Below are 21523 nucleotides of genomic sequence, written 5' to 3'. Positions count from 1 at the left end.
GCACCGGTCAGGCCGCCATCCGCTGCCCGTACTCGGGCACGGTGCGCATCGGCGGGCGCTCCTCGACGTCCACCAGGTGGCCGCGGGGGACGAAGCATCCCGTACCGTCCCGCTCGAACTGGGTCAGCGCCGTGCCGCCCGACAGCGCCTCGATCCCGCTGCGCGCGCCGTCCACCGTCGCCGGGCCCCGGGCGATGCGGCGCTCGGCCGCCGCGTGGATGGCGGTCGCCATCCGGCCGAGCGCCTGCCCGTCCTGGTTGCGGTGCAGCCGGACCCCCACGTCGACCTGGGCCAGCGCGTCCAGCCCCAGCAGTTCCAGGGTGTCGACCAGCAGCGCCAGCTCCACTCCGTAGCCCACCGGGAACGGCAGCCGCTCCAGCAGCGAACGGCGCGCCGCGTACTCGCCGCCCAGCGGCTGGACGAGGCCGGCCAGCCGGGGCCAGTGCAGATTCAGCAGCGGACGCGCCACCAGTTCGGTCACCCGCCCGCCGCCCGCCGGGCTGTCCCGCAGCGGCCGGTCGTACATCGCCTTGACCAGGTGCACGTCCGGTTCGGTCAGCAGCGGCCCGACGATGCCGGTGACGAAGTCCGGTGAGAATTCGCGCAGGTCGGCGTCGACGAAGCAGACGATGTCGCCGCTGGTCGCCAGCAGGGAACGCCACAGCACCTCGCCCTTGCCGGGGCGGGGCGGCAGCCTGGGCAGCACCTCGTCCCGGTGCACCACCTCGGCCCCCGCGGCCGCGGCGACCTCGGCGGTCCGGTCGGTGGAGCCGGAGTTCATCACGATCAGCTCGTCGACCAGCGCGGTCCCGGTGCCGGGGTGCGGTGTGGCCAGGTCGCGGCGGATCACCGAGACGATGTCGCCGACGGTGGCCTCCTCGTCGAGCGCGGGCAGCACCACGCTGACGGTGGTGCCGGTGCGCCGCTTGGCCGCCAGCAGGTTCTCCAGGGGCCGGTCCGCGACACGCCAGGAACGGCGCCGCAGCCAGCGGCCCACTTCATCGAGCACGTGCGCGCCTTCCTGTAGTCGGGCTGGTCGGATCCGTGGTCGGGCTGGTCGGGCGGTCCGGTGAGTCGGTGGCGGGGCGGGCCGGTAGCGCCCGGCGGTACCGTTACCGCCCCCGGACCGGGGAGGACGGGCAGTGGAAGATCCATCTCGCGGTTCGGACGTCCCCCTCAAGCGTGACCGCCGTCGGTTACAGTCTTGAACAACGCAGGTGACCTCCGCATCTCGGGGGCGCCGCGACACAAACGCCCGGGCGGCTGTCGGCCGCCCGTAGCCATAGTGCAGCTCATCCAGAGGGGCAGAGGGAACGGCCCGTTGAAGCCCCGGCAACCATCCCGCGATCCGCGCGTACGCGGACTCAACGGCGAGACCGCCTCGTGGGGACGGTGCCAATTCCGGCCCGTGACGAGATACGCCACGGGGAAGATGAGGAGAAAGGGCCTCGCCTCCATGGCTGTGCAGACAGTTGCAGCGAACAGCACCACCTCCACCGGCACCGCCGGAAGCACCCCCTACGACCTCGGCGCCGCAGTGGCCCTCTCCTGCCGTGAGTGCGGCACCCGCACCGAGCTGGGCCCCAGCTTCGTGTGCCTGGAGTGTTTCGGTCCGCTGGAAGTGGCCTACGAGCTCCCCTCCGGTGACCCGGAGGAGCTGCGGCGGCGCATCGCCGCCGGGCCCGCCTCGATGTGGCGCTACGCGCCGCTGCTGCCGGTGCCTGCCGACGTCGCCGAGAAGCCGAACCTGAACCCCGGCCTCACCCAGCTGGTGAAGGCCGACCGGCTCGCCGCCGAACTGGGCGTGACCGGCGGCCTCTACGTCAAGGACGACTCCGGCAACCCGACCCACTCCTTCAAGGACCGCCCGGTCGCCATTGCCCTGGAGGCGGCGCGCGCCTTCGGGTTCAGCACCCTCTCCTGCTCCTCGACCGGCAACCTGGCCGGGGCGGTCGGCGCCGCCGCCGCCCGGGCCGGACTGCGTTCGTGCGTGTTCATCCCGGACGGGCTGGAGCAGTCCAAGGTGGTGATGGCCGCGATCTACGGCGGCGAGCTCGTCGCGATCGACGGCACCTACGACGACGTGAACCGCTTCTGCTCCGAACTCATCGGCGACCCGCTGGGCGAGGGCTGGGGCTTCACGAACGTCAATCTGCGGCCGTTCTACGCCGAGGGCTCGAAGTCCCTGGCGTACGAGATCTGCGAGCAGCTCGGCTGGCAGCTTCCCGACCAGCTCGTCATCCCCGTCGCCTCCGGCTGCCAGCTCGTGAAGATCGACAAGGGGCTGCGGGAGCTGATCCGGCTCGGCCTCGTCGAGGACAAGCCGTACCGCATCTACGCCGCGCAGGCCGAGGGCTGCTCGCCGGTGTCCCGCGCGTACAAGGACGGCACCGGTGCCGTCCGGCCGGTCAAGCAGCCGGACACCATCGCCAAGTCGCTGGCCATCGGGGACCCGGCGGACGGGCCGTACGTGGTCGACATCTGCACGCGCACGGGCGGCGCCGCCGACGACGTGAACGACGCCGAGATCGTGGAGTCGATCTCGCTGCTCGCCCGGACCGAAGGGGTGTTCGCGGAGACGGCCGGGGGCGTCACGCTGGGCGTGACCCGCAAGCTGATCGAGTCCGGTGCCATCGACCCGACGCTCACGACGGTCGTCCTGAATACCGGCGACGGACTCAAGACCCTCGACGCCGTGGCCGCCACGGCGCGGCCCACCGCCGTGATCCGCCCCAACCTGGCCGCCTTCCGCGAGGCCGGTCTGGCCTGACCGGGGTCTCCCGGGGCGTGCGGCGCCCCGGGAGCACCGCGGCGCCTCGAGGGCCGCGGGCCTCGCACGCCCGCGGCGCCCCGAACGGCTGAAATCCGCCCCCCGGTGTTTGCCCGGTGTTCCGCACCGGGAGTGCCGGAGCGGGCCCCTGGGACGCGTCCCCTACACGTGAGGAAGATCGACATGAGCGTCAACGTCCGGATCCCCACCATCCTCCGCACCTACACGGGCGGTCGGGCCGAGGTCAGCGCCGAGGGCGGGACCCTCGCCGAGGTGCTGGCGGACCTGGAGAAGAACCACACGGGCATCTCCGCCCGTGTCCTGGACGACGCCGGGAAGCTGCGCCGCTTCGTCAACGTCTACGTCAACGACGACGACGTCCGCTTCGAACAGGGGTTGCAGACCCCCACCCCGGACGGCACCGGGGTCTCCATCATTCCGGCGGTCGCCGGCGGCTGACCGGTCGGTCGCCCGCTCGCCCGTCGGATCGGTCCGTCCGCCGCCGGCCGGCCGAGTTCCGCACCACCGCTCGCCAGCAGGGCCTACGGCACGGGGTCGCCCTCTCCGAAGGGAAACGGAGGGGGCGATTCCGTGTTTCGGGAGGCGGTAGAGTGACGGGAGTTCCCCCACCCGGCACCCGCCGACCGCCGCACGGACCGCGTCGGGCACGGCCGCGGACGGGACGGCGCCGCGATGACAACGGGACAAGTTACGGTCGAAAACCGGACGGTAATTGTCGCGAAGACTCCAAATGTCTGGCCCGACTTGCCCTGCTTCAGGCCCAGTTGAGGCTTATTTCCGATCAGCCGTGCCCAGAATTCTCGTCCGATTGACCTGTTGCACAGGGCGTCCGTGCAGATACATTCAGCGGCGGTCGACGCGTTCCGGCGCACGCCCCCGCTTGCTCATGGGGGTGAGGTCTGACCCGGGTTCGCGAAGTGCGGGCTCGCGCAAGGGCCAGTAATAGGGGAGTTAGGAATGGCTCAGGGCACCGTCAAGTGGTTCAACGCGGAGAAGGGGTACGGCTTCATCGCGGTCGACGGTGGTGCGGACGTGTTCGTCCACTACAGCGCGATCCAGATGGACGGTTACCGCACTCTCGACGAAGGGCAGCGGGTCGAGTTCGAGATTTCGCAGGGTCAGAAGGGGCCGCAGGCGGACATGGTCCGCGTGACCGGCTGAGTGTCGCCGGACTGCGCAGAGCTGCAGACACAGCGGAGAAGGGGTCGCGCCCGAGGGTGCGGCCCCTTCTCCGCTGTCTGCTGTCCGCTGTCCCTCGTCCGCCGTCCGTGGGGCTCGCGCCCCCGGGTCACCCGACCGCCACCCCACCCGGAGACGGCTTCGCCGTCGCTTGCACTCTCCATGCCCGAGTGCTAATCATTGGGTTAGCACTCTGCGAGTGAGAGTGACAAAGAAGGACCGGGTCGGTGAGGCCGCAGCCGGGTGGGGAAGGAACCGCCGGGTCTCAGGCCGTCCGTCGCGGGCGCCACGCGGTCCGGAGCAATCCAACCCTCCCCTTGCGCTCGACGCATGGGGGAAGCCAGGGAGGACCAACCCACATGGCCAAGATCATCGCCTTTGACGAGGAGGCGCGGCGCGGTCTTGAGCGTGGCATGAACCAGCTTGCCGACGCCGTCAAGGTCACGCTCGGCCCCAAGGGCCGCAACGTCGTTCTGGAGAAGAAGTGGGGCGCCCCCACGATCACCAACGACGGTGTCTCCATCGCCAAGGAGATCGAGCTCGAGGACTCCTACGAGAAGATCGGCGCCGAGCTGGTCAAGGAGGTCGCCAAGAAGACGGACGACGTCGCCGGTGACGGCACGACGACCGCCACCGTGCTCGCCCAGGCGCTGGTCCGCGAGGGTCTGCGCAACGTCGCCGCGGGTGCCAACCCGATGGCCCTCAAGCGCGGTATCGAGCAGGCCACCGAGGCTGTCTCCGCCGCTCTGCTGGAGCAGGCGAAGGACGTGGAGACCAAGGAGCAGATCGCCTCCACCGCCTCCATCTCCGCGGCCGACACCCAGATCGGTGAGCTGATCGCCGAGGCTATGGACAAGGTCGGCAAGGAAGGCGTCATCACCGTCGAGGAGTCGCAGACCTTCGGGCTCGAGCTGGAGCTCACCGAGGGCATGCGCTTCGACAAGGGCTACATCTCCGCCTACTTCGCCACCGACATGGAGCGCATGGAGGCGGAGCTCGAGGACCCCTACATCCTCATCGTCAACTCCAAGATCAGCAACGTGAAGGACCTCCTTCCGCTGCTGGAGAAGGTCATGCAGTCGGGCAAGCCGCTGCTGATCATCGCGGAGGACGTCGAGGGCGAGGCCCTGTCCACGCTGGTCGTCAACAAGATCCGCGGCACCTTCAAGTCCGTCGCCGTCAAGGCCCCGGGCTTCGGCGACCGCCGCAAGGCGATGCTCAACGACATCGCCATCCTCACCGGCGGTCAGGTCATCTCCGAGGAGGTCGGCCTCAAGCTGGAGAACGCGGGCCTCGACCTGCTGGGCCGGGCGCGCAAGGTCCAGATCACCAAGGACGAGACCACCATCGTCGACGGTGCGGGCGACAGCGACCAGGTCGCCGGCCGGGTCAACCAGATCCGCGCCGAGATCGAGAACAGCGACTCGGACTACGACCGCGAGAAGCTCCAGGAGCGACTGGCCAAGCTGGCCGGCGGCGTGGCCGTCATCAAGGCCGGTGCCGCCACCGAGGTCGAGCTCAAGGAGCGCAAGCACCGCATCGAGGACGCCGTCCGCAACGCGAAGGCGGCCGTCGAGGAGGGCATCGTCGCCGGCGGTGGCGTCGCCCTGCTGCAGGCTTCCTCGGTCTTCGAGAAGCTGGACCTGGCGGGCGACGAGGCCACCGGTGCCGCCGCCGTCAAGCTGGCTCTGGAAGCCCCGCTCAAGCAGATCGCGGTCAACGCCGGCCTCGAGGGCGGTGTCATCGTGGAGAAGGTGCGCAACCTGACCCCGGGCCACGGTCTGAACGCGGCGACCGGCGAGTACGTCGACATGATCGCCGAGGGCATCCTCGACCCGGCCAAGGTGACGCGCTCCGCGCTGCAGAACGCCGCCTCCATCGCGGCGCTCTTCCTCACCACCGAGGCCGTCATCGCCGACAAGCCGGAGAAGGCCGCCGCGGGCGCCGACGCGGCTGCCGCCGGTGGCATGGGCGGCATGGACTTCTGAGTCCGAGCCGCACACAGGCAGTACCGCCCGCCGAGGGCGGCGGAAGGGCGGGCATCCCACGGGGTGCCCGCCCTTCCGGCTTGTCCGGCCCGGCATCGGATCCGGGTTCCGGCTCTCAGCCGGCATCGGCTCCTGCGGCCGTCAGCTGACCTGGACGTCCGGGAAGCAGAGGTGCTTCTCGATGGCCGCCACCCGGTCCTGGGGTTCGGGATAGGACCAGGCGACATCCTGGGCCGTGCCGTCGGCCAGCGACCAGTAGGCGGCGCTGCCCTTGAAGGGGCAGCGGGTGCGGGTGTCGGACGGCGCGAGCAGGTCGGTGCGGACGTCCTCGGGCGGCAGGTAGTACCGCACCGGGTAGCCGGTCTCGCGCAGCAGCAGCGGCCGGCTGCTCTCCGCCAGCACCCTGCCGTCGCGGGTGACGACACGCACGCGTTCGGTGCCCTCCTCGACGGTGATCGTGTGGCCCTCGCTCGGTGTGGTCATGACGCGGTCCTCTCGCTCGGGGGTTCGTCCGGTGCTGCTGCGTCCGCGCCCGGCGCGCGGACTCCGAAGAGTGCCAGAGCGGCGGCTGTGAGTCCCGCGGTCTCCACCGGTACCGCGCGGTGCGCCTCCCAGCCGGCCCGGTCGAGCCGGAACCGTTCGAGAGTGCGGGCCCGGCCCAGTACGGACTCGGTCAGCAGACCGTCCGGCCGGTAACCCAGTTTCTCCGAAACCCGCCGCGAGCGCGGGTTGTCCGTCATCGCGGCAGAGACGCTGCCGCGCGCTCCGAGCCCGTCGAACGCCAGATGCAGCGCAGCGGCGCGCATCTCGGTGCCGAAACCCCGGCCCTGGTGCTCCACACCCAGCCAGGAGCCGGTGTGCGTCTCCCGTACGACGGCGAAGTCGGTGCTGCTCAGATCCTGTCGTCCGATCACCCGGCCGCCGTGCAGGACGGCGAGGCTCAGCGTCCACCCCTCCGGCCGCCAGCCCGCGATGGTGCCCAGGACGTGCTGGAAGCAGCCGCGGGCGCGGTCGGCGGGAGGTGCGGCGGTCCACGGGACGCTGAAGGGCATCTCGGAGTCGGCATGCACAGCCCCGGAGGCGAGCCGTGCCATCTCGACGAGGGTCCGTTCGTCCGGAAGGCGCAGCTCCAGGCGCGGAGTTGTCAGGCGCAGCCCGTACAGCGGCCAGATGTCGGCTTCCATGACCCAAGGGTGCCGAAGCCCGGATGCGGGCGCGAGCGGATTACCGTCCCTCGACGAGCCGGGACACGCCGTCGAGGATGGCGGCCAGCCCGGTCTCGAAGAGGCCGTCCAGACGCAGTTCGTAGCCGTCGTCCCCGAGGGCGTCGAGGAGGCGCGCGAACGTCGGGTGGGCGCCGGAGGCCGTCAGCGACGCGAGGGTGGCCGCCTGCTGTGCCATCCAGGCGTCCTCCGTCAGACCGGTGCTGCTCTCGGCGGCGGTCTCCCGCTCGTGCTGGAGGGCCAGCCCCAGGACATGGCTGTAGAGCAGGGCGTTCAGATCGAGTGCGGTCGCCGGGGCGAGGCCGCACTCGTCCAGGGTGCCGAGCATCCACTCGAGCTACTGCCTCTACCCCGTCCGCGGGAACGCCGAGTTGCGCGCCACGCTCGGCTTCATGTCGCCGCCCCTGGACTACGACCACCGCGACACCGAGCAGCAGAAGGCGCTGCTGGCCGCGCACACGGCCGCTCTCGGAGGGGACACCGGCACCCTGCTGGAGGCGATGCACACGGCTCCCGACTTCTACTTCGCCCCCATGGCGCAAGTCCGCATGGACCACTGGACGCGGGGCCGCCTCGCATTGGTCGGCGACGCCGGGTACTGCCCCTCGCCGCTCTCCGGCCAGGGCACCAGCCTCGCCCTGGTCGGCGCTTACGTCCTCGCCCGCGAGCTGGGCGCCTCCTCCGTGCCGGTCGCCGACGCGCTGCTCCGGTACGAGGAGCGCATGCGCCCCTTTGTCGCCCTCAACCAGGCCCTCGCCACCGAGAACCCGGGGCAGGGCCCATCCGAGGAGTCCCTCACCGTCGCGAAGAACGCCCTCACCCTCGGTGACGCGGACGGGTGGGGGTTGTGAGGCCGCCCATAGGGTCCACGTCACTTACGACCCACCCTCGTATGTCCGAAATGCCGGTATCGGGGTGGGTGTGGGGGCGGCGGGCCCGGATCGGCACGGAGGACGAATACGGGTCGTAGGTCACCTGTTTGCCCGGGTGGGGGGTGCCTCCCGCACGGTGGGCCCCACGCCGCAACCAGACCACCGGCACCCCCACGCCGGAACGCGGCGCCACGTCCCCCCGCGAAAGGTCCCCCGCCCCTCATGCGCACCACTCTCACCGCCCTGAGTACCGTCCGCCCCACCCGCCGCCTGGCCGTCAGCGGCCTGACCGCCCTGGGCGCGGCCGGAATCGCCGCCACCGCCCTGACCGGCACCGCCCACGCCGCCCAGCCCCAGACCCAGACCGCCGGCCCCGCCACCCACCAGGCCGCCGCCACCGCCCAGCACCTGACCGCCCAGGCCGACCACGCCGCCAAGAACACCAAGAGCACCGAGAACGGCAAGGATGGCGGCAAGGGCGAGTACGCCGACAACCTCGACGGCTGGATCCGCGAGGCCCGCGCCATCATGGCCAAGCACGACATCCCCGGCAGCTACGACGGCATCAAGCGCAACATCATCCGCGAATCCGCCGGCGACCCCCACGCCGTCAACGACTGGGACGTCAACGCCAAGAAGGGCACCCCCTCCAAGGGACTCCTCCAGGTCATCCAGCCCACCTTCGACCAGTACCACGTCAAGGGCACCCCCGACGACCTCACCGACCCCGTCGCCAACATCGTCGCCGCCTGCAACTACGCCGCCGACCGCTACGGCACCATGGACAACGTCGACTCCGCCTACTGACGGACACAAACAACACGCCACCGCCACACCCCGGCAACGCGCCACGGAGCGGGCGGGCGGGAGGAATACACCTCCCACCCGCCCGCTCCCTCGCATGTCCGCTCGTCTGTTCTGTGGAGTATTCGACTCATCAGGTGGGGATGCCTGAAATGCCCGCCACTGCGCCGCTGTTGCGGGTGACGACATCGCTCTCACGAGAAGAGGCCGCAGACGATGAGCGCAACATTCCGCCTCCGTACCGCCGTTGCCGGTGTCCTGGCCGTGGGCCTGATCGGTGCGGCAGCCGCGACCGCGACCGCGACCGCGGCCGCGACCGGCCCCGGGACCGGTAACGGGGGGAACGAGAACGGAGCCGACGCCGGAACCGGGGGTGCGACGGCGAGCGCGGCGCCGATCACGCCCGGCGGTCCCTCGGCGGCGGCCAGGACCAACACCGTGACGGCCGACCGCGAACAGGTGCGGCAGTGGGAGGAGTTCCGGCTGCGCGGAAAGGTGACCGGAATCAGGGCGGGGACGGCCGTGCGTCTCCAGCAGATGCAGCACGGCTCGTGGAAGACGCTGCCTGCCACGTCGGTCGTCAACCGGTCACTGGACTACTCGATGCGCGTCAAGCTCGGTATCAGGGGGGTGAACCGGATCCGGACGGTGGTCGCGGGGCAGCCCTCCGACCCGGTGACGGTGACCGTCCGCTGAGCGAAGCGCTCGGCGAAGCCGGTCCGGGGTGTAGCCAGCACCACCCCGGATCCGGGCCCCAGTGGTATGGGATCGGCTCCGCCGCCCGGCGACAGTGGATCCATGGCGACGATGACAACGCAGGTGCAGCAGGGCCCGGACTCCATCCCCCGGCGGCGGGGACGCTTCGGCCGGGAGGTGGGCTATCTGCTCTCCGGGCTGCCGCTGGGCATCGCCGCCTTCGTGCTGATGGTGACCGGGTTCGCGCTCGGCGTCTCGACGCTCATCCTCGTCGTCGGACTGCCGGTGCTGGCCGGGACGCTGTCCATGGCCCGCTTCCTGGCCCGGGTGGAAGCGGAGCAGATCGCCGCCGTCACCGGCCGTCCGCTGCTCACCCGCCCGGGCGGCGCGGCGGAGGCAGCCGGGGCCGGGGGCAGTCGGTGGAAGGGGGTGGCGGACCCGCAGGCGTGGCGGGACCTGGTGCACGCGGTGCTGGCCTTCCCGGTGCGGGTGGCGACCTTCTCGGTCACGCTGACCTGGCTGGTGGGCGGGGTCGGCGGGCTCACCTACGGACTGTGGTCCTGGTCGATCCCCCGCGGTGACGAGGACGGGGTGATGGATCTGGCCTTCGGGCTGGACGGGCGCGGTCCCGACATCGCCTTCAATACAGCACTCGGTGTGTTCTTCCTGCTCACAGCGGTTCCGATGGTCCGCGGGCTGGCGGTGACACAGGCGGGGCTTGGCCGGGTGCTGCTGCGCCGCGAGCAGCGGTGAGGCGGAGGCCGGCGCGGCGGGCGGCGGTCACATGGCGCCGGAGCGGTGGTGCGGAGCTTCCCGAGCGGCGAGTCGGCCGGAGTGCTGCCATCCTGAGGCGGTGGGTGGCTGCGAGGCGCGGGTGCGTCCCGCGGCGACGGCCGCACGGCCCGAGGGCGGGCGCGGCTGCGCGCCGGCCGCCGGTGCAGCGCCCCGGATCCAGCACACGCCTCGTGCTTCGGAGGTTCCGCATGCTGACGACCGACTTCGTTCCCGGCACTCCCGCCTGGCTGGACCTCGGCGCGCCCGACGTGGACGCCGCCGTCGCCTTCTACACCAGCGTCTTCGACTGGCAGTTCCAGTCGGCGGGCCCGGAGGCCGGGGGATACGGCTTCTTCCAGCGCGGCGGACGGACCGCCGCCGCGGTCGGCCCGCTGACGGAGGACGGCGGCAGCGCCGCCTGGACGACGTACTTCCACACCCGGGACGCGGACGCGGTGCGGGCCCGGGTGGAGGAGGCGGGCGGCGCCGTACGGGTCGCGCCGATGGACGTGTTCACAGCGGGCCGGCTGGCGCAGTTCACGGATCCCACCGGCGCCGACTTCGCCGTGTGGGAGCCGAAGGACACGAGTGGTCTGGAAGTGCTCATGGAGCCGGAGACGCTCTGCTGGACGGAGCTGTACACGACGGACGCGGCGGCGGCGAAGCGCTTCTACACGGCGGTGTTCTCGTGGACCTACGAGGACATGCCGATGGGTGACGACCTGGTGTACTCGGTGTTCTCGGCGCCCGGTGGCGGTACGGAGGGCGACACCGGGCAGGGCGGGATCATGCAGCTCCCGCAGGAGAACCTGAGCGCCGGTTCCACCTCGGAGTGGCACCCCTACTTCGCCACCGAGGACTGCGACGCGACATGCACGCGGGCGACCGGCGCCGGGGCGAAGGTGCTGATCCCGCCGACGGACGTACCCGGCGTGGGCCGCCTCGCGATGCTCAGGGACCCGGCCGGCGCGCCGTTCGCCCTGATCAAGGGAGATCCGGACATGAAGTGACGCTCCGCCCCGCGGCGGCGTTGCCGGGTGCGTGTCCGGTGCCCGCCGCCGCGGGGGTGGGAGACGGGGTGGCGTCCCCCGCCGCCCGCGGGGTCCGGCGGCGGGGGTGGTCCGGGCGTTCCGTCAGACGAGCGAGCCGCCGCCCGCGGGTGCGGGGGCCGGACCCGGGTCCGGGCCGGGGTCCGGGGCGCCCGCCGGTGGGGGTTCGGGCGAGTGCCCGCCCTCGGCGGCGGGCGCTTCGGCCTCCGCGGGCGCGTTCAGCTCGGTCAGCATCTGCTTGCTGAACCCGAAGAAGTAGGTGGCCACGAAGCCGACCAGATAGCCGGCGGCCAGCCCGAGCGCGTAGATCAGGGCGATGCCGCCCAGGCCCTGGTTGCCCTTGAGGAGGGGGAAGAGCGCCCAGCCGGAGGGGCCGATCGCGGTGGAGCCGACCGAGGTGCCCAACTGGTAGAAGAGGCCCACCACCCCGCCGCCGAAGGCCCCGCCCACGCACGCCGTGATGAAGGGGCGGCCCAGTGGCAGCGAGACCCCGTAGATCAGCGGTTCCCCCACGCCCAGGAACCCCGCGGGGAGGGCCGAGCGGATGGTGCTGCGGATCGAGGTGTTGCGGTGCAGCCGCAGGTAGATGGCGATCGCGGCGCCGACCTGACCGGCGCCGGCCATCGCGAGGATGGGCAGCAGCACGGTGTAGCCGCTCTGCTCGATCAGCGTCGTGTGGATGGGGATGAGCGCTTGGTGCAGGCCCAGCATCACCAGCGGCAGGAACAGCCCGCCCAGCACGAATCCGGCCACGGCCCCGCCGTGCTGGAGCAGCCAGTCGGCCAGATGTCCGATCCCGGTGGCGATCTCGCCGCATACGTACATCAGTCCGAACAGCGTGACCAGCCCGGCGACCAGCACCGTCACCGTCGGCGTGACCAGCACGTCGACGGCGGGCGGCACGATGCGGCGACATCCCTTCTCCACGTACACCGCCAGCAGCGCCGCGAACAGCGCGCCCAGCACGCCGCCCTGGCCCGGGGCCAGCTTCTGGCCGAACGCCGAGACGTCCGCCACCCCGGGGAAGACGATGACGGCCGCGGCGGCGCCGCCCAGCACCGGCGTCCCGCCGAACTCCCGTGCGGTGTTCAGCCCGACGAACACGGCGATCAGTGACATGAAGCCGCTGGCGATCGCCGCCAGTGCGGGGGTGAGCGCCGGGAGCCAGCCCGCGTTGGTGAACAGCCCGTTGAGTCCGGCGACGATGCCGCAGCCGATCAGTGCCGGGATGAGCGGGACGAAGATGTTGGCGATACGGCGCAGCATCAGCTTCACCGGAGTCGCGTTCTTCTCCTTGCGGGCCGCGCGGAGCGCGGCGCCCTCGGCCGCCAGGTCAGCGGCCGTCTTGCCGGCGGCGCCCGCCGAAGCGGGTTCCCGGGCCGTCGCCCGGTCCGGTGCCGCCTGCACGAGTGCCTCGAACTCCGGTGTGATCCGGGCGACTTTGCCCGGGCCGAGCACGATCTGGTACGTGTCGTCCTCCACCACGCCCATGACGCCCGGGAGCGCCCTGAGGGGCCCGTCCTGGACGAGGGAGCGATCGGCCAGGCCGAGCCGCATCCGGGTCATGCAGTGGCTGACGGAGGTGACGTTCGCGGCGCCTCCCACCAGGGGGAGGATCGCCTCGGCGAGCTGTCTGCCGGGATTGTCCTCAGGGGTGCTGCGGGTGCTGTGTGTGCTCATGGTGCGGTCGCTCTTCTTCGAGTGGTGCCATGGTCGTTCGGTCGAGTGGTGCTCTGCTCGTGCGGTCGGTGTGGTGCGGTCGGGGGCGGCGGCCGGGGCGCGCCGCTACCCCGCGTTCGGGTCGGGGCCGGGGGCCGCGCCGGTGGGGTCCCCGGTGCCGGTGCCGGTGCCGTTGTCGGTCCGGGTGCCGTCGCCGTGTCCGGCGGTGGCGGACCGGAGCGCGGCGCGCAGATGTCCGTGTGAGGAACTGAGCAGCCGTTCCGCGGCCGGGGCCGGAACGCCGCCGAGGATGGTGAGGATCGCCGCCTTGACCTCGCCGTCGGTGGCCGTCAGCGCCGCCTCGATCTCCTCGTCCGGAGCTCCGGTCGCCAGCTCGACGATGCGCCGGGAGCGTGCCCGCAGCTTCTCGTTCGAGGCGCGCAGGTCCACCATCAGGTTTCCGTAGGTCTTGCCGAGCCGGATCATCGTGAGGGTGGAGAGCATGTTGAGCACGAGCTTCTGCGCCGTACCGGCCTTGAGCCGGGTGGAGCCGGTCAGCAGCTCGGGTCCGACGACGACCTCGATACCGTGCTCGGCGGCCGCGCCGAGCGCCGAGTCCGCGTTGCAGGCCAGCCCGACGGTGAGCGCTCCGCGGGAGCGCGCGTACTCGACGGCGCCGACGGCGAAGGGCGTGCGGCCGGAGGCGGAGATCCCGACCACGGTGTCGTCCGCCGTCACCCCCAGCGCCGCCAGTTCGTCCGCCGCGGCCTCTGCGCTGTCCTCGGCGCCCTCGACCGAGTTCACCAGTGCGCCGGGGCCGCCCGCGATCAGGCCGGTGACCTGCCCCGGAGCCGTGTTGAAGGTCGGTGGGCACTCACTGGCGTCCAGCACCCCCATCCGCCCGGCCGTGCCGGCACCCGCGTAGAGGAGGCGGCCGCCGCGCGCCATCCGCTCGGCGATGCCGTCGATCGCCTCGGCGATCACGGGGAGCTGCGCCGCGACGGCGGTGGGGACGGTGCTGTCCTCGCCGTTCATGATCTTGGCGATCTCCAGCGTGGGCAGTTGGTCGATCTCCGCCAGCTCGCTGCGGAACGCCTCGGTGGTGAGGGTGCCCAACTGCCGGCGCAGCTCGTCGTGGTGCGAGCGGCCGGTCCCGGAGCCCGCCGGAGGGGCGGAGCCGGCCGTGCCGGTGGTGCGGTTCGAGTCGGCGGTCCTGGACGCGGCGGTCTGTGACTGCGAGGTGGTCATCGGGGAGCGGCTTTCTGTGGCTCGGGCGGCGGGCCCGGGCGGCCGCGGAGCGGTGGGTGCGGCCGGTGGGCCCGCTGGTCGGCGGTCGGCGGGTGCCGTCGGCAGCGGGCTGCCGACGGTGCGGGCCCGGCGGTTGCGCAGCCGGAACGGTGCTGCGCGGCGGACGTGCCGTGGGGCCCGTGGACCGGTCGGCCGGGTCGGGCCGACCGGGGGCGTCAGCGGGTGCGCTGCCGGGGGGAGTGGCGGTGCGCCAGCGCTTCGTAGGAGGCGGAGAGCGCGGGCGCCGCCGTCTCGTACGTACGCTGCGCGACCCCTATGAACAGGCAGTCCACGACGAGGAGCTGGCTCGTCCTGCTGGACATCGCCGCCGGGCGCAGCTCGCTCTCGCGGGCCGTCGAGGTGGTCAGTACGTGGTCGGCGTACTGGGCCACCTCGCCGTCCGGCCGGCCGGTGATCGCGATGGTCGTCGCCCCCTGGTCGAAGGCGACCCGCAGCGGCTCGATGACGTCCACCGTCCGCCCCGAATGGGTGATGGCCAGCGCGACGTCGCCCGCTCGCATCTGGACGGCGTTGGTGACGGCCAGATGGGGGTCGACGTGGCTGTGCGCCACCATCCCGATGCGCAGCAGCTTCTGCGCCAGGTCCTGGCTGACCAGCCCCGAGGCGCCGACGCCGTACACGTCGATACGCCGGGCCGCCGCCATCGCCGCGACGGCCGCCTCGACCTGTGCGACGTCCAGCGCCGCCGCGGTGTCGGCGAGGGTCTGCTGTTCGTCCAGCGCCAGCTTGGCGACGACGTCGGCGATCGGATCGTCGACGACGATGTCCGCCGTGACGGCGGGGGCCGCGCCGGACTCCTGCTGCGCCGCGAGCCCCGCGAGGGCGAGGCGCAGGTCGCGGTAGCCGGGATAGCCCAGCAGCCGGGAGGTGCGGACGACGGTGGCCTCGCTGGTGCCGGTGCGCTCGGCCAGCCCGGTGACGGTGAGCTGGGCGCACCCCGCCGGGTCGTGGGCGACCGCCTCGGCGACCCGCTGCATGGAGCGTGTCATCGAGGGCGCCATCGTGCGGACCTTGGCCGCGAGGGCTGTGGGTCCCGGACGGTTGGCGGGTCGGGAGGGGGTGCTGCTGCCGGCGTCGCCCGCTGACCGGGGGGCCGGGGGCTGGGTGCCGGGCCCGGTCGGCCGGCGCCCCGGACGGAAGGCGAAATTTTCCTTCAGGTCACTGCTCACAGACGGAAGATATTTTCATATCGACACCCAGTCAATGCTCGACGCGGCACGAACGTGTGATCCCTCGGCGCGTGCAGTGGTGCAATGGAGGTATGGAACCGAAGGAACCCGCATCCGACTCGGGACCCCCGGAAGAGGGAGCGCCCGGCGGCGCTTCCCCCGATGCGGCCCGCGAGGAGCCCCCGCCGGGCGACCGTCGCCAGGACCCGCTGGAGCAGTCGCTGCACGCGGCCCGCGCGCTGATTCTCGCCGACCTGGAGGCGAGCGACGTCGCGCGCGCCGACATCGTCTCGCTGGTCGAGGAGGCGGTCTCGCACCGCCGCTGGTGGGTCGGCGAGTGGCCGGAGGGCGCGGCGTTCGTGGACGGCCTGGTGGCCCAGGACGTGCAGGACGCGCTGCTCGAACGGTACGGGCGCTGGCCCGTCTGCCCGGTGTGCGTCGGCTCCGACCCGCACGCGCTCGACGTCGAACCCGAACTGGGCGAGGAGCCGCACTGGGTGTGCGCCGCCACGTCCACGGTGGTGGCCCGGGTGGGCTCGCTGGGCAGCAAGCTGTGAGCGCGGGCGCGGGGCCCTGCCGGTGACCGTCTACATCGACCCGCCGACCTGGCCGGGGCACGGCCGGATGTGGTCGCACGTGGTCAGCGATCTCTCGTACGAGGAACTGCACGCGTTCGCGGCGGGCATCGGATGCCCGCCGCGCGCCTTCGACCGCGACCACTACGACGTGCCCTCGACGCTGTACGAGACCGCCGTGGACGCCGGAGCCGTCCCCGTCGGCTCCAAGGAACTGCTCCAGCGGCTCACGGCCGCCGGCCTCCGGCGACGCAAGCGCTGATCCGCGGGCGTCGAGGACGGCGCCGCGCTCCGGCCGCCACCCGCGGGCACGGATTGCCGGTTCGCAGCCGCCGCCCCGCGGCCGGCCGTGCGGACGAGGGCGCCTGTCGGCTCCGGCAGGGAGGGCCGGTCAGGCAGATCCGGCGTCGAGCATGCGACCGGCGGGGGTGCGGGTATGGAGCCAGGCGGGCAGAGCGGTCAGTGTCGCCACGGCGAGCAGCACGGCCGGGGCCGCGGTCGCGAGCCAGCTGACCGGGGGCGCCACCACGACCGTGCTGAAGAGCGCGAACAGGCCGATCCCGAACAGCATCCCGACCACGATCGCGCCCACGGCGGGCAGCAGTTGCGCGAAGCAGAGCGCCGCGACGACCTGGCCGGGGGTGGCGCCGAGCGTGCGCGTGACGGCCAGGGCGCGCCGTGCCTGCACCGCGGCGCTCCAGCTGACGAAGACGGTGTTGAGCGCGGAAAGTGCCACGAGGGCCACCGTGACGCCGAGCATGACCTGGTCGGTCACGGCGTTGCGGATCTCCTGAACGGTGGATGCTCCCCGGGCGGTGTCCGCTTCGATCGACACCTGGAAGGTGAGGACCGCGGTCACCATGACAGTGGTGGCGGCAGTGCCGACGGCGCTCAGGACCGCGCGGCCGGGACGGCGTGCGAGCAGCCGTACGCCGATGAGGAGCGGCGTGGGCAGACAGGCGGTCAGGGCCGTGAGGCCAGGACGGTACGCCGCCGGGTGCGCGGGGTCGGCGAGCGTGTCGACGGTGCTGGAGCGCACGGTGCGCAGCACGGGCCCGAGTGTGCCGAGCAGAGTCACCAGCAGGGCGAGCACGGTCGCGGCCGCGACGACTCCGGTCGTCGGCGGGCCGGCCGTGTTGAGCAGCCCGGCACTGGGGTCGGCCAGCGCGGGCGCGGTCAGACATCCCGCAGCGACCCCGAAGGCGGCGGCCACCACCGTGAGGAACAGATACTGCGCGAGCAGCATCGCGGCCACGGTACGGGGCGTGGCGCCGACCGCCTTGAACAGGCCTGCGCGCCGCTGGTCCCGGGGGGCGCGCATGGCGGCCAGCGACGCGAGGGTGACCAGCGAGGCGGCGGTGAGGAGACCGCCGCCGACGACCAGAGTGGGTTGGGCGAAACGCAGCAGCCGGGTGTCCCCGTCGAGGAAGGTCTGCCAAGGATGGGTGTTGACCCAGTCCTGGCCTCGGAGGTCGTCGGTGAAGACGGTCTCTGCCCAACCGCGCGTCGCGTCGGGGTCGGACAGCTTGATGTTCAACAGGTACAGGACGGACTCGCCGTCGGCTGCTGTGCGGGCATCAGCGGCGGTGAGCCAGATCCGGCCGCCGCCCTGGGACGGTTCGGGGCCTTGGGCCCAGTTGCCCCACGGGTAGACGGCGGTGGCTGCGCTGATGGCCGTGCCGATGACCGGGTACCGGCGACCACCGATGGTGACGCGATCTCCGACCTGGAGACCGAGTGCCTGCGCGAAACCGCGTTCGATGACCGCGCCGCCGCTGCGTACCCACGTGCCGGAGGTCACCAGCGGCCGGTCCACGGCGGACGCCGTGCGCTCGCGCCCCTCGACTGCGGCGTGCTCCGTCCGCCCGTGGGCGTGGATCGTGGTGGAGAACCCGGGGACCGGGTCGGCGAGCTCTTCCACGCCGGGGGCGTCCGCGATGCGCTCGGCCAGGGCGGAGGGGTCCGGGGCGGTGGTGATGGCCGTGATGTCGGGTCCCGCGGTGGCCTCACGGGTCTTCATGTATCCGCGGGAAACGGCCTCGTCGGTGGTCATTCCCAGGGTGAGCGACGCGGTGGCGGCGGTGATCGCGAGCAGGAACATGACAGCCTGGCCGGGTCGGTGCCGCAGGTCGCGTGCGACGAGACGCCAGATCAGCAGCAGACGGCCCATGGTCACTCCTCCCAGCCCAGCAGCGTGCTGAGCTCGGAGCCGCCCGCGGTCAGCGACGTGTTCTCGGCCGGCGCCCCGTCGCGCAGGGTGACGATCCGGTCCGCGATGGCGGCGACGCGTTCGTCATGGGTGACGAGCACCAGGGTCTGTCCGGCGGCTCGCAGCTCGGCGAAGAGGCGCAGGACGTCGTGGGTGGCGGCGGTGTCGAGGTTCCCGGTGGGCTCGTCGGCGAAGACCACGAGCGGCTCGTTGACCAGGGCGCGGGCGAGGGCGACCCGTTGCCGCTGCCCGCCGGACAGCTCGGACGGCAGGTGCCGGTCCCGCTCGGCGAGCCCGACCCGGTCGAGAAGGGCGGCGGCGCGGCGGCGCGCGTACCGGGGCGAGTCACCGGCGAGCAGCGCGGGCAGCTCGACGTTCTCGGCGGCGGTCAGTTCATCCATCAGGTGGCAGTCCTGGTGCACGAAGCCGACGGCGCGGCGCCGTAGCCGGGCGAGCGCTCGTTCGCCGAGCACGTCCATGCGCCGTCCATCCAGCCAGACCTCCCCCTCGTCGGCCCGGTCGAGGCCGCCCAGCAGGTGCAGCAGCGTCGACTTGCCGCAGCCACTGGGACCGGTCACGGCCAGCAGTTGTCCGGCGGGTATGTCGAGATCGACCCTGTCGACGGCCACAACCGCGCTTTCGCCCTGCCCGTAGACCCGGGACAGCCCGACTGCCCGCAGCATCGGACCCGCTGTCACCTCCCCCGAGCCGTCGCGCCGGGACACTCCTCCGCCCCGCCTGCCGCCGCGTTCTGTCATCCGTTTCCCCCGCCTTTCCCGTAGGGCGCACGGGCGGACCAGGTCCGTCCGCACGCCTCCAGCCAGCGCAGGTCGGCCTGCAGCCGGAGCGTCACGCCCTCCAGGAGCAGTCCGGCCTCCGAGTGCGTGCCGTGAGTGAGAGCGGCCTGCTGGGCCTCGGCGAGGCCGCGCCTCAACTCGTGGCGTCGGGCCTCGATGAGTGCGAGCGGTTCCGCCATGCCCGACTCCGCGGCGGCCACCAGCTTCAGATGGAACTCCGCCACGTCCGCCCGGAGTCCGGCCGGCTCGGCCAGCCACTCGGCCACCCGCTCCCGCCCGGCCTCGGTCAGCGCGTACATCTTGCGTCGCGGCCCGCGCTCGGACACGTCCTCGGGTTTCCGCAGTACCAGACCTGTCTTCTCGAGCCTGGTGAGCGTGACGTAGACCTGCCCGGCGTTGAGCGTCCCGCCGAGTGGCCCGAGCGCGGCCAGCAGTCGGCCGCGCAGGTCGTACCCGTGCGACGGCCCCGGAACCAGCAGCGCCAGCACCACGTCCTGCACGAACTGCCCTCCCCCTTCCGGTGCGCAGCCCAATAGATAGCGGTTATTCAATGGGCGCGTCAAACCGACACCACCCCTCTCCCGACGTTGAGGAGCTGCCGCTTCCTCAACGTCGCTCCGCTCGCGGACGAGGATCCCGGCAAAGCCGACGGCCCCGCCCGGAAGGCGGGGCCGCCGGTGTCCCCTGCGCGAAGAGCTCGGGGGCGCGTGCTCGGGCGGCGCCGGGCAGACGGGGCTGTGAAGGTGAAGACCCGGCCTCAGGCCCGCGTCTGCGCCTGCTCCTTCTCCGCCCGCGGATACGACGCGGCGACCACCCGGGAGCGGGCGTGCACCCGCGCGGAGACGGCCGTCGCGAGCACCGCGACCGCCGCCAGGGCCGCGCCGACCCAGGCCACGGCCGGGTACCCCCAGCCCGCCGAGATGGCCAGGCCGCCCAGCCAGGGCCCGACCGTGTTGCCGATGTTGAACGAGGCCGTCGTCGTGGCCCCGGCCAGAGTGGGCGCCGCGTCGGCGGCGTTGAACATCCGGGCGTTCAGCGCGGGCGCCGTCGTGAACGCGGTGACGCCCAGCAGCAGGGCCAGCCCGATCACGGCCCAGCGGTACTCGGCGAGCAGCGCCAGCAGCGCGAGCACGGCGGTCGATGCCGCGATGCCGCCGTACATCGTGCCGAACAGGTGCGCGTCCGCGATCCGCCCGCCGATGATCGTTCCGATCAGACCGCCGAGCCCGAACAGCGCGAGCACACTGGGCACCCAGCTCTCCGGCAGCCCGGCGACGTCGGTGAGCAGCGGTGCCAGATAGGAGAAGACGGCGAAGACGGCGCCCGCGTTCAGCGCGATGGTCAGCAGCGCCAGCCAGACCTGCTTGTCCCGGTAGATCCGCAGCTCCCGCCGGAGATCGGGGGCTTCCGCGCCGGTCGGCACCGGGGTGCGGGGCACCAGCGCGAGCACCCCGACCAGTCCGACGGCCGAGAGCGCGGCGACCGCCCAGAACGCGGAGCGCCAGCCCGCCTGCTGGCCGAGGAACGATCCGGCCGGTACGCCCGCGATGTTGGCGACGCTCAGCCCGCCCACCATGATCGCCATGGCCCGGGCCCGCGCGTTCTCCGGCACCAGTGAGACCGCGACCGCGGCGCCGACCGCCCAGAACCCGGCGCAGGCGAGCGCGCTGACCACCCGGGAGGCGAAGAGGACCTCGTAGCTCGGCGCGAGCGCGCCGGCGACCTGCCCCAGCATGAAGGCGGCCAGCAGTGCGACCAGCGTCGTCCGGCGTGGCAGCTTCAACGTCGCCGCAGCCAGCACCGGTGCGCCCACGACCATGCCCACCGCGAACGCCGACACCAGCAGCCCGGCCTGGGGGATCGACACGTCCAGGTCCCGGGCGAGCGGTTGCAGGATTCCGGAGAGCATGAACTCGGAGGTCCCGAGTGCGAAGACGGACAGGCCCAGCACATGGACGGCCGGCGGGACACGGGCGGCGGAGGACCTGCCCTCTACGAGTTCGTCAGGCATGACACCTTCAACCCCGCCTCTTGGCCCGCGCATTCCGGAGCGGGGAGGCGGGGCCGGTCCCGGGGCCGGTCCGGGGCGCGGGTGCGGCGGATTCAGCGCCACTGCGGCGGGATGTTCGCCATCTGCCGCAGCAGATCCCAGCCGGCGGCCCGCTGCCTGCGCTCCTCCAGCCCGTCGCGCCAGGGAGCGCCGTTGGCCACCCAGTAGCCGCGGTAGACGCGTACTCCGGTGACACTGCTGTCACTGATGTCGGACTCGTTGCCGCAGCAGGGGCAGATGTCTTCCGTGGGCCAGCCGCCCTCCCAGACGACCGGGCCGTCGAATCCGCAGACCCGGCAGACCGTCTCCGTCTCCTCTTCCTCCTCTTCCAAGAGCGCGCTCCTCCTCGTAGCGGCGGGGGATGTCGGGGATGTCGGGAC

General features: G+C 72.4%; 23 protein-coding genes and 1 riboswitch. Of the genes, 11 read left to right on the top strand and 12 right to left on the bottom strand.

From position 1 onward, the window contains the following. Positions 1–7 precede the first annotated feature (7 nt). Positions 8–1009, bottom strand: coding sequence for a glucosyl-3-phosphoglycerate synthase (locus P2424_RS13610; protein ID WP_276476017.1), 1002 nt, complete (start codon positions 1007–1009; stop codon positions 8–10). Between the two features lie 280 nt (positions 1010–1289). Beyond that, positions 1290–1439, top strand: a riboswitch (SAM riboswitch). A gap of 17 nt (positions 1440–1456) precedes the next feature. Between P2424_RS13610 and thrC the strand changes: the two genes are divergently transcribed. From thrC to groL, 4 genes are all read left to right on the top strand, one after another. Further along, entirely contained in the window at positions 1457–2770 is a 1314-nt protein-coding gene (gene thrC / locus P2424_RS13605; protein WP_276476016.1) for a threonine synthase, read from the top strand. Between the two features lie 183 nt (positions 2771–2953). After that, a complete protein-coding gene (locus P2424_RS13600; protein WP_276476015.1) occupies positions 2954–3229 on the top strand; it encodes a MoaD/ThiS family protein in 276 nt (91 codons plus the stop codon). 519 nt (positions 3230–3748) lie between these two features. Next, positions 3749–3952, top strand: coding sequence for a cold-shock protein (locus P2424_RS13595; protein WP_016472377.1), 204 nt, complete (start codon positions 3749–3751; stop codon positions 3950–3952). Positions 3953–4329: 377 nt separating this feature from the next. Next, positions 4330–5958: a chaperonin GroEL gene (gene groL / locus P2424_RS13590; protein WP_019355143.1), complete on the top strand. Its 1629-nt coding sequence runs from the start codon at positions 4330–4332 to the stop codon at positions 5956–5958. Between the two features lie 141 nt (positions 5959–6099). On the opposite strand, the gene P2424_RS13585 is transcribed toward groL, so the two are convergent. From P2424_RS13585 to P2424_RS13575, 3 genes are read right to left on the bottom strand one after another with little or no spacing between them, the layout of a single operon-like run. Further along, the gene (locus tag P2424_RS13585; RefSeq protein WP_276476014.1) at positions 6100–6441 is read right to left on the bottom strand and encodes a DUF427 domain-containing protein; all 342 of its coding nucleotides are present in this window, start codon (positions 6439–6441) and stop codon (positions 6100–6102) included. Beyond that, positions 6438–7142, bottom strand: a complete 705-nt coding sequence (locus tag P2424_RS13580; RefSeq protein ID WP_276476013.1) for a GNAT family protein — start codon at positions 7140–7142, stop codon at positions 6438–6440. Before P2424_RS13580 ends, P2424_RS13585 begins: the two co-directional genes overlap by 4 nt. Positions 7143–7182: 40 nt before the next feature. Continuing rightward, the gene (locus tag P2424_RS13575) at positions 7183–7509 is read right to left on the bottom strand and encodes a TetR/AcrR family transcriptional regulator C-terminal domain-containing protein (protein WP_276476012.1); all 327 of its coding nucleotides are present in this window, start codon (positions 7507–7509) and stop codon (positions 7183–7185) included. Between P2424_RS13575 and P2424_RS13570 the strand changes: the two genes are divergently transcribed. The 5 genes from P2424_RS13570 (at position 7499) to P2424_RS13550 (ending at position 11337) form a co-directional block, all read left to right on the top strand. Continuing rightward, complete coding sequence (locus P2424_RS13570; protein WP_276476011.1) at positions 7499–8032, top strand: FAD-dependent monooxygenase; 534 nt, start codon at positions 7499–7501, stop codon at positions 8030–8032. The two genes, P2424_RS13575 and P2424_RS13570, sit on opposite strands and share 11 nt — an antisense overlap. A 243-nt stretch (positions 8033–8275) precedes the next feature. Beyond that, positions 8276–8860: a transglycosylase SLT domain-containing protein gene (locus P2424_RS13565; protein ID WP_276476010.1), complete on the top strand. Its 585-nt coding sequence runs from the start codon at positions 8276–8278 to the stop codon at positions 8858–8860. Positions 8861–9073: 213 nt separating this feature from the next. Beyond that, a complete protein-coding gene (locus tag P2424_RS13560) occupies positions 9074–9553 on the top strand; it encodes a hypothetical protein (RefSeq protein WP_276476009.1) in 480 nt (159 codons plus the stop codon). A 102-nt stretch (positions 9554–9655) separates the two neighbouring features. Beyond that, positions 9656–10306, top strand: a complete 651-nt coding sequence (locus P2424_RS13555; RefSeq protein ID WP_276476008.1) for a sensor domain-containing protein — start codon at positions 9656–9658, stop codon at positions 10304–10306. A 230-nt stretch (positions 10307–10536) separates the two neighbouring features. After that, positions 10537–11337 carry a VOC family protein gene (locus P2424_RS13550; protein ID WP_276476007.1) on the top strand — a complete coding sequence of 267 codons (801 nt, stop codon included), beginning with the start codon at positions 10537–10539 and terminating at the stop codon, positions 11335–11337. A gap of 123 nt (positions 11338–11460) precedes the next feature. Here P2424_RS13550 and P2424_RS13545 read toward each other — a convergent pair whose 3' ends face one another. From P2424_RS13545 to P2424_RS13535, 3 genes are all read right to left on the bottom strand, one after another. After that, positions 11461–13056: a PTS transporter subunit EIIC gene (locus tag P2424_RS13545; protein ID WP_276476006.1), complete on the bottom strand. Its 1596-nt coding sequence runs from the start codon at positions 13054–13056 to the stop codon at positions 11461–11463. Positions 13057–13161: 105 nt separating this feature from the next. Continuing rightward, entirely contained in the window at positions 13162–14283 is a 1122-nt protein-coding gene (murQ, locus tag P2424_RS13540) for an N-acetylmuramic acid 6-phosphate etherase (RefSeq protein WP_276476005.1), read from the bottom strand. A gap of 215 nt (positions 14284–14498) precedes the next feature. Beyond that, a complete protein-coding gene (locus tag P2424_RS13535) occupies positions 14499–15512 on the bottom strand; it encodes a MurR/RpiR family transcriptional regulator (RefSeq protein ID WP_276476004.1) in 1014 nt (337 codons plus the stop codon). A 209-nt stretch (positions 15513–15721) separates the two neighbouring features. Here P2424_RS13535 and P2424_RS13530 point away from each other — a divergent pair, with 209 nt between their 5' ends. Next, entirely contained in the window at positions 15722–16069 is a 348-nt protein-coding gene (locus tag P2424_RS13530; RefSeq protein ID WP_276478958.1) for a hypothetical protein, read from the top strand. A gap of 22 nt (positions 16070–16091) precedes the next feature. Next, a complete protein-coding gene (locus tag P2424_RS13525; protein WP_276476003.1) occupies positions 16092–16349 on the top strand; it encodes a DUF4031 domain-containing protein in 258 nt (85 codons plus the stop codon). A gap of 129 nt (positions 16350–16478) precedes the next feature. On the opposite strand, the gene P2424_RS13520 is transcribed toward P2424_RS13525, so the two are convergent. The 5 genes from P2424_RS13520 to P2424_RS13500 form a co-directional block, all read right to left on the bottom strand. Continuing rightward, on the bottom strand, positions 16479–18257 hold the full coding sequence (locus P2424_RS13520; RefSeq protein ID WP_276476002.1) for an FtsX-like permease family protein: 1779 nt from the start codon (positions 18255–18257) through the stop codon (positions 16479–16481). Positions 18258–18259: 2 nt separating this feature from the next. Continuing rightward, positions 18260–18979, bottom strand: coding sequence for an ABC transporter ATP-binding protein (locus P2424_RS13515; RefSeq protein WP_276476001.1), 720 nt, complete (start codon positions 18977–18979; stop codon positions 18260–18262). A 71-nt stretch (positions 18980–19050) separates the two neighbouring features. Then, positions 19051–19593: a PadR family transcriptional regulator gene (locus tag P2424_RS13510; protein WP_276476000.1), complete on the bottom strand. Its 543-nt coding sequence runs from the start codon at positions 19591–19593 to the stop codon at positions 19051–19053. A 257-nt stretch (positions 19594–19850) separates the two neighbouring features. Then, positions 19851–21104: a Cmx/CmrA family chloramphenicol efflux MFS transporter gene (locus P2424_RS13505; RefSeq protein ID WP_276475999.1), complete on the bottom strand. Its 1254-nt coding sequence runs from the start codon at positions 21102–21104 to the stop codon at positions 19851–19853. 92 nt (positions 21105–21196) lie between these two features. Beyond that, complete coding sequence (locus P2424_RS13500; protein ID WP_019355128.1) at positions 21197–21475, bottom strand: hypothetical protein; 279 nt, start codon at positions 21473–21475, stop codon at positions 21197–21199. Positions 21476–21523: the final 48 nt, after the last annotated feature.

The sequence above is a fragment of the Streptomyces sp. WMMB303 genome, from assembly GCF_029351045.1.
In the GTDB taxonomy this organism is placed as follows: Bacteria; Actinomycetota; Actinomycetes; order Streptomycetales; family Streptomycetaceae; genus Streptomyces.
The sequence above is the reverse complement of the archived record's forward strand: the minus strand, read 5'-3'. Positions and strand labels throughout refer to the sequence as shown.

Coding starts and splice junctions, on each gene's coding strand:
- thrC (WP_276476016.1), top strand. CDS start 1,457: ATGGCTGTGCAGACAGTTGCAGCGAACAGCACCACCTCCACCGGCACC.
- P2424_RS13600 (WP_276476015.1), top strand. CDS start 2,954: ATGAGCGTCAACGTCCGGATCCCCACCATCCTCCGCACCTACACGGGC.
- P2424_RS13595 (WP_016472377.1), top strand. CDS start 3,749: ATGGCTCAGGGCACCGTCAAGTGGTTCAACGCGGAGAAGGGGTACGGC.
- groL (WP_019355143.1), top strand. CDS start 4,330: ATGGCCAAGATCATCGCCTTTGACGAGGAGGCGCGGCGCGGTCTTGAG.
- P2424_RS13585 (WP_276476014.1), bottom strand. CDS start 6,441: ATGACCACACCGAGCGAGGGCCACACGATCACCGTCGAGGAGGGCACC.
- P2424_RS13580 (WP_276476013.1), bottom strand. CDS start 7,142: ATGGAAGCCGACATCTGGCCGCTGTACGGGCTGCGCCTGACAACTCCG.
- P2424_RS13575 (WP_276476012.1), bottom strand. CDS start 7,509: ATGCTCGGCACCCTGGACGAGTGCGGCCTCGCCCCGGCGACCGCACTC.
- P2424_RS13565 (WP_276476010.1), top strand. CDS start 8,276: ATGCGCACCACTCTCACCGCCCTGAGTACCGTCCGCCCCACCCGCCGC.
- P2424_RS13560 (WP_276476009.1), top strand. CDS start 9,074: ATGAGCGCAACATTCCGCCTCCGTACCGCCGTTGCCGGTGTCCTGGCC.
- P2424_RS13555 (WP_276476008.1), top strand. CDS start 9,656: ATGGCGACGATGACAACGCAGGTGCAGCAGGGCCCGGACTCCATCCCC.
- P2424_RS13550 (WP_276476007.1), top strand. CDS start 10,537: ATGCTGACGACCGACTTCGTTCCCGGCACTCCCGCCTGGCTGGACCTC.
- P2424_RS13545 (WP_276476006.1), bottom strand. CDS start 13,056: ATGAGCACACACAGCACCCGCAGCACCCCTGAGGACAATCCCGGCAGA.
- murQ (WP_276476005.1), bottom strand. CDS start 14,283: ATGACCACCTCGCAGTCACAGACCGCCGCGTCCAGGACCGCCGACTCG.
- P2424_RS13520 (WP_276476002.1), bottom strand. CDS start 18,257: ATGGGCCGTCTGCTGCTGATCTGGCGTCTCGTCGCACGCGACCTGCGG.
- P2424_RS13515 (WP_276476001.1), bottom strand. CDS start 18,979: ATGCTGCGGGCAGTCGGGCTGTCCCGGGTCTACGGGCAGGGCGAAAGC.
- P2424_RS13505 (WP_276475999.1), bottom strand. CDS start 21,104: ATGCCTGACGAACTCGTAGAGGGCAGGTCCTCCGCCGCCCGTGTCCCG.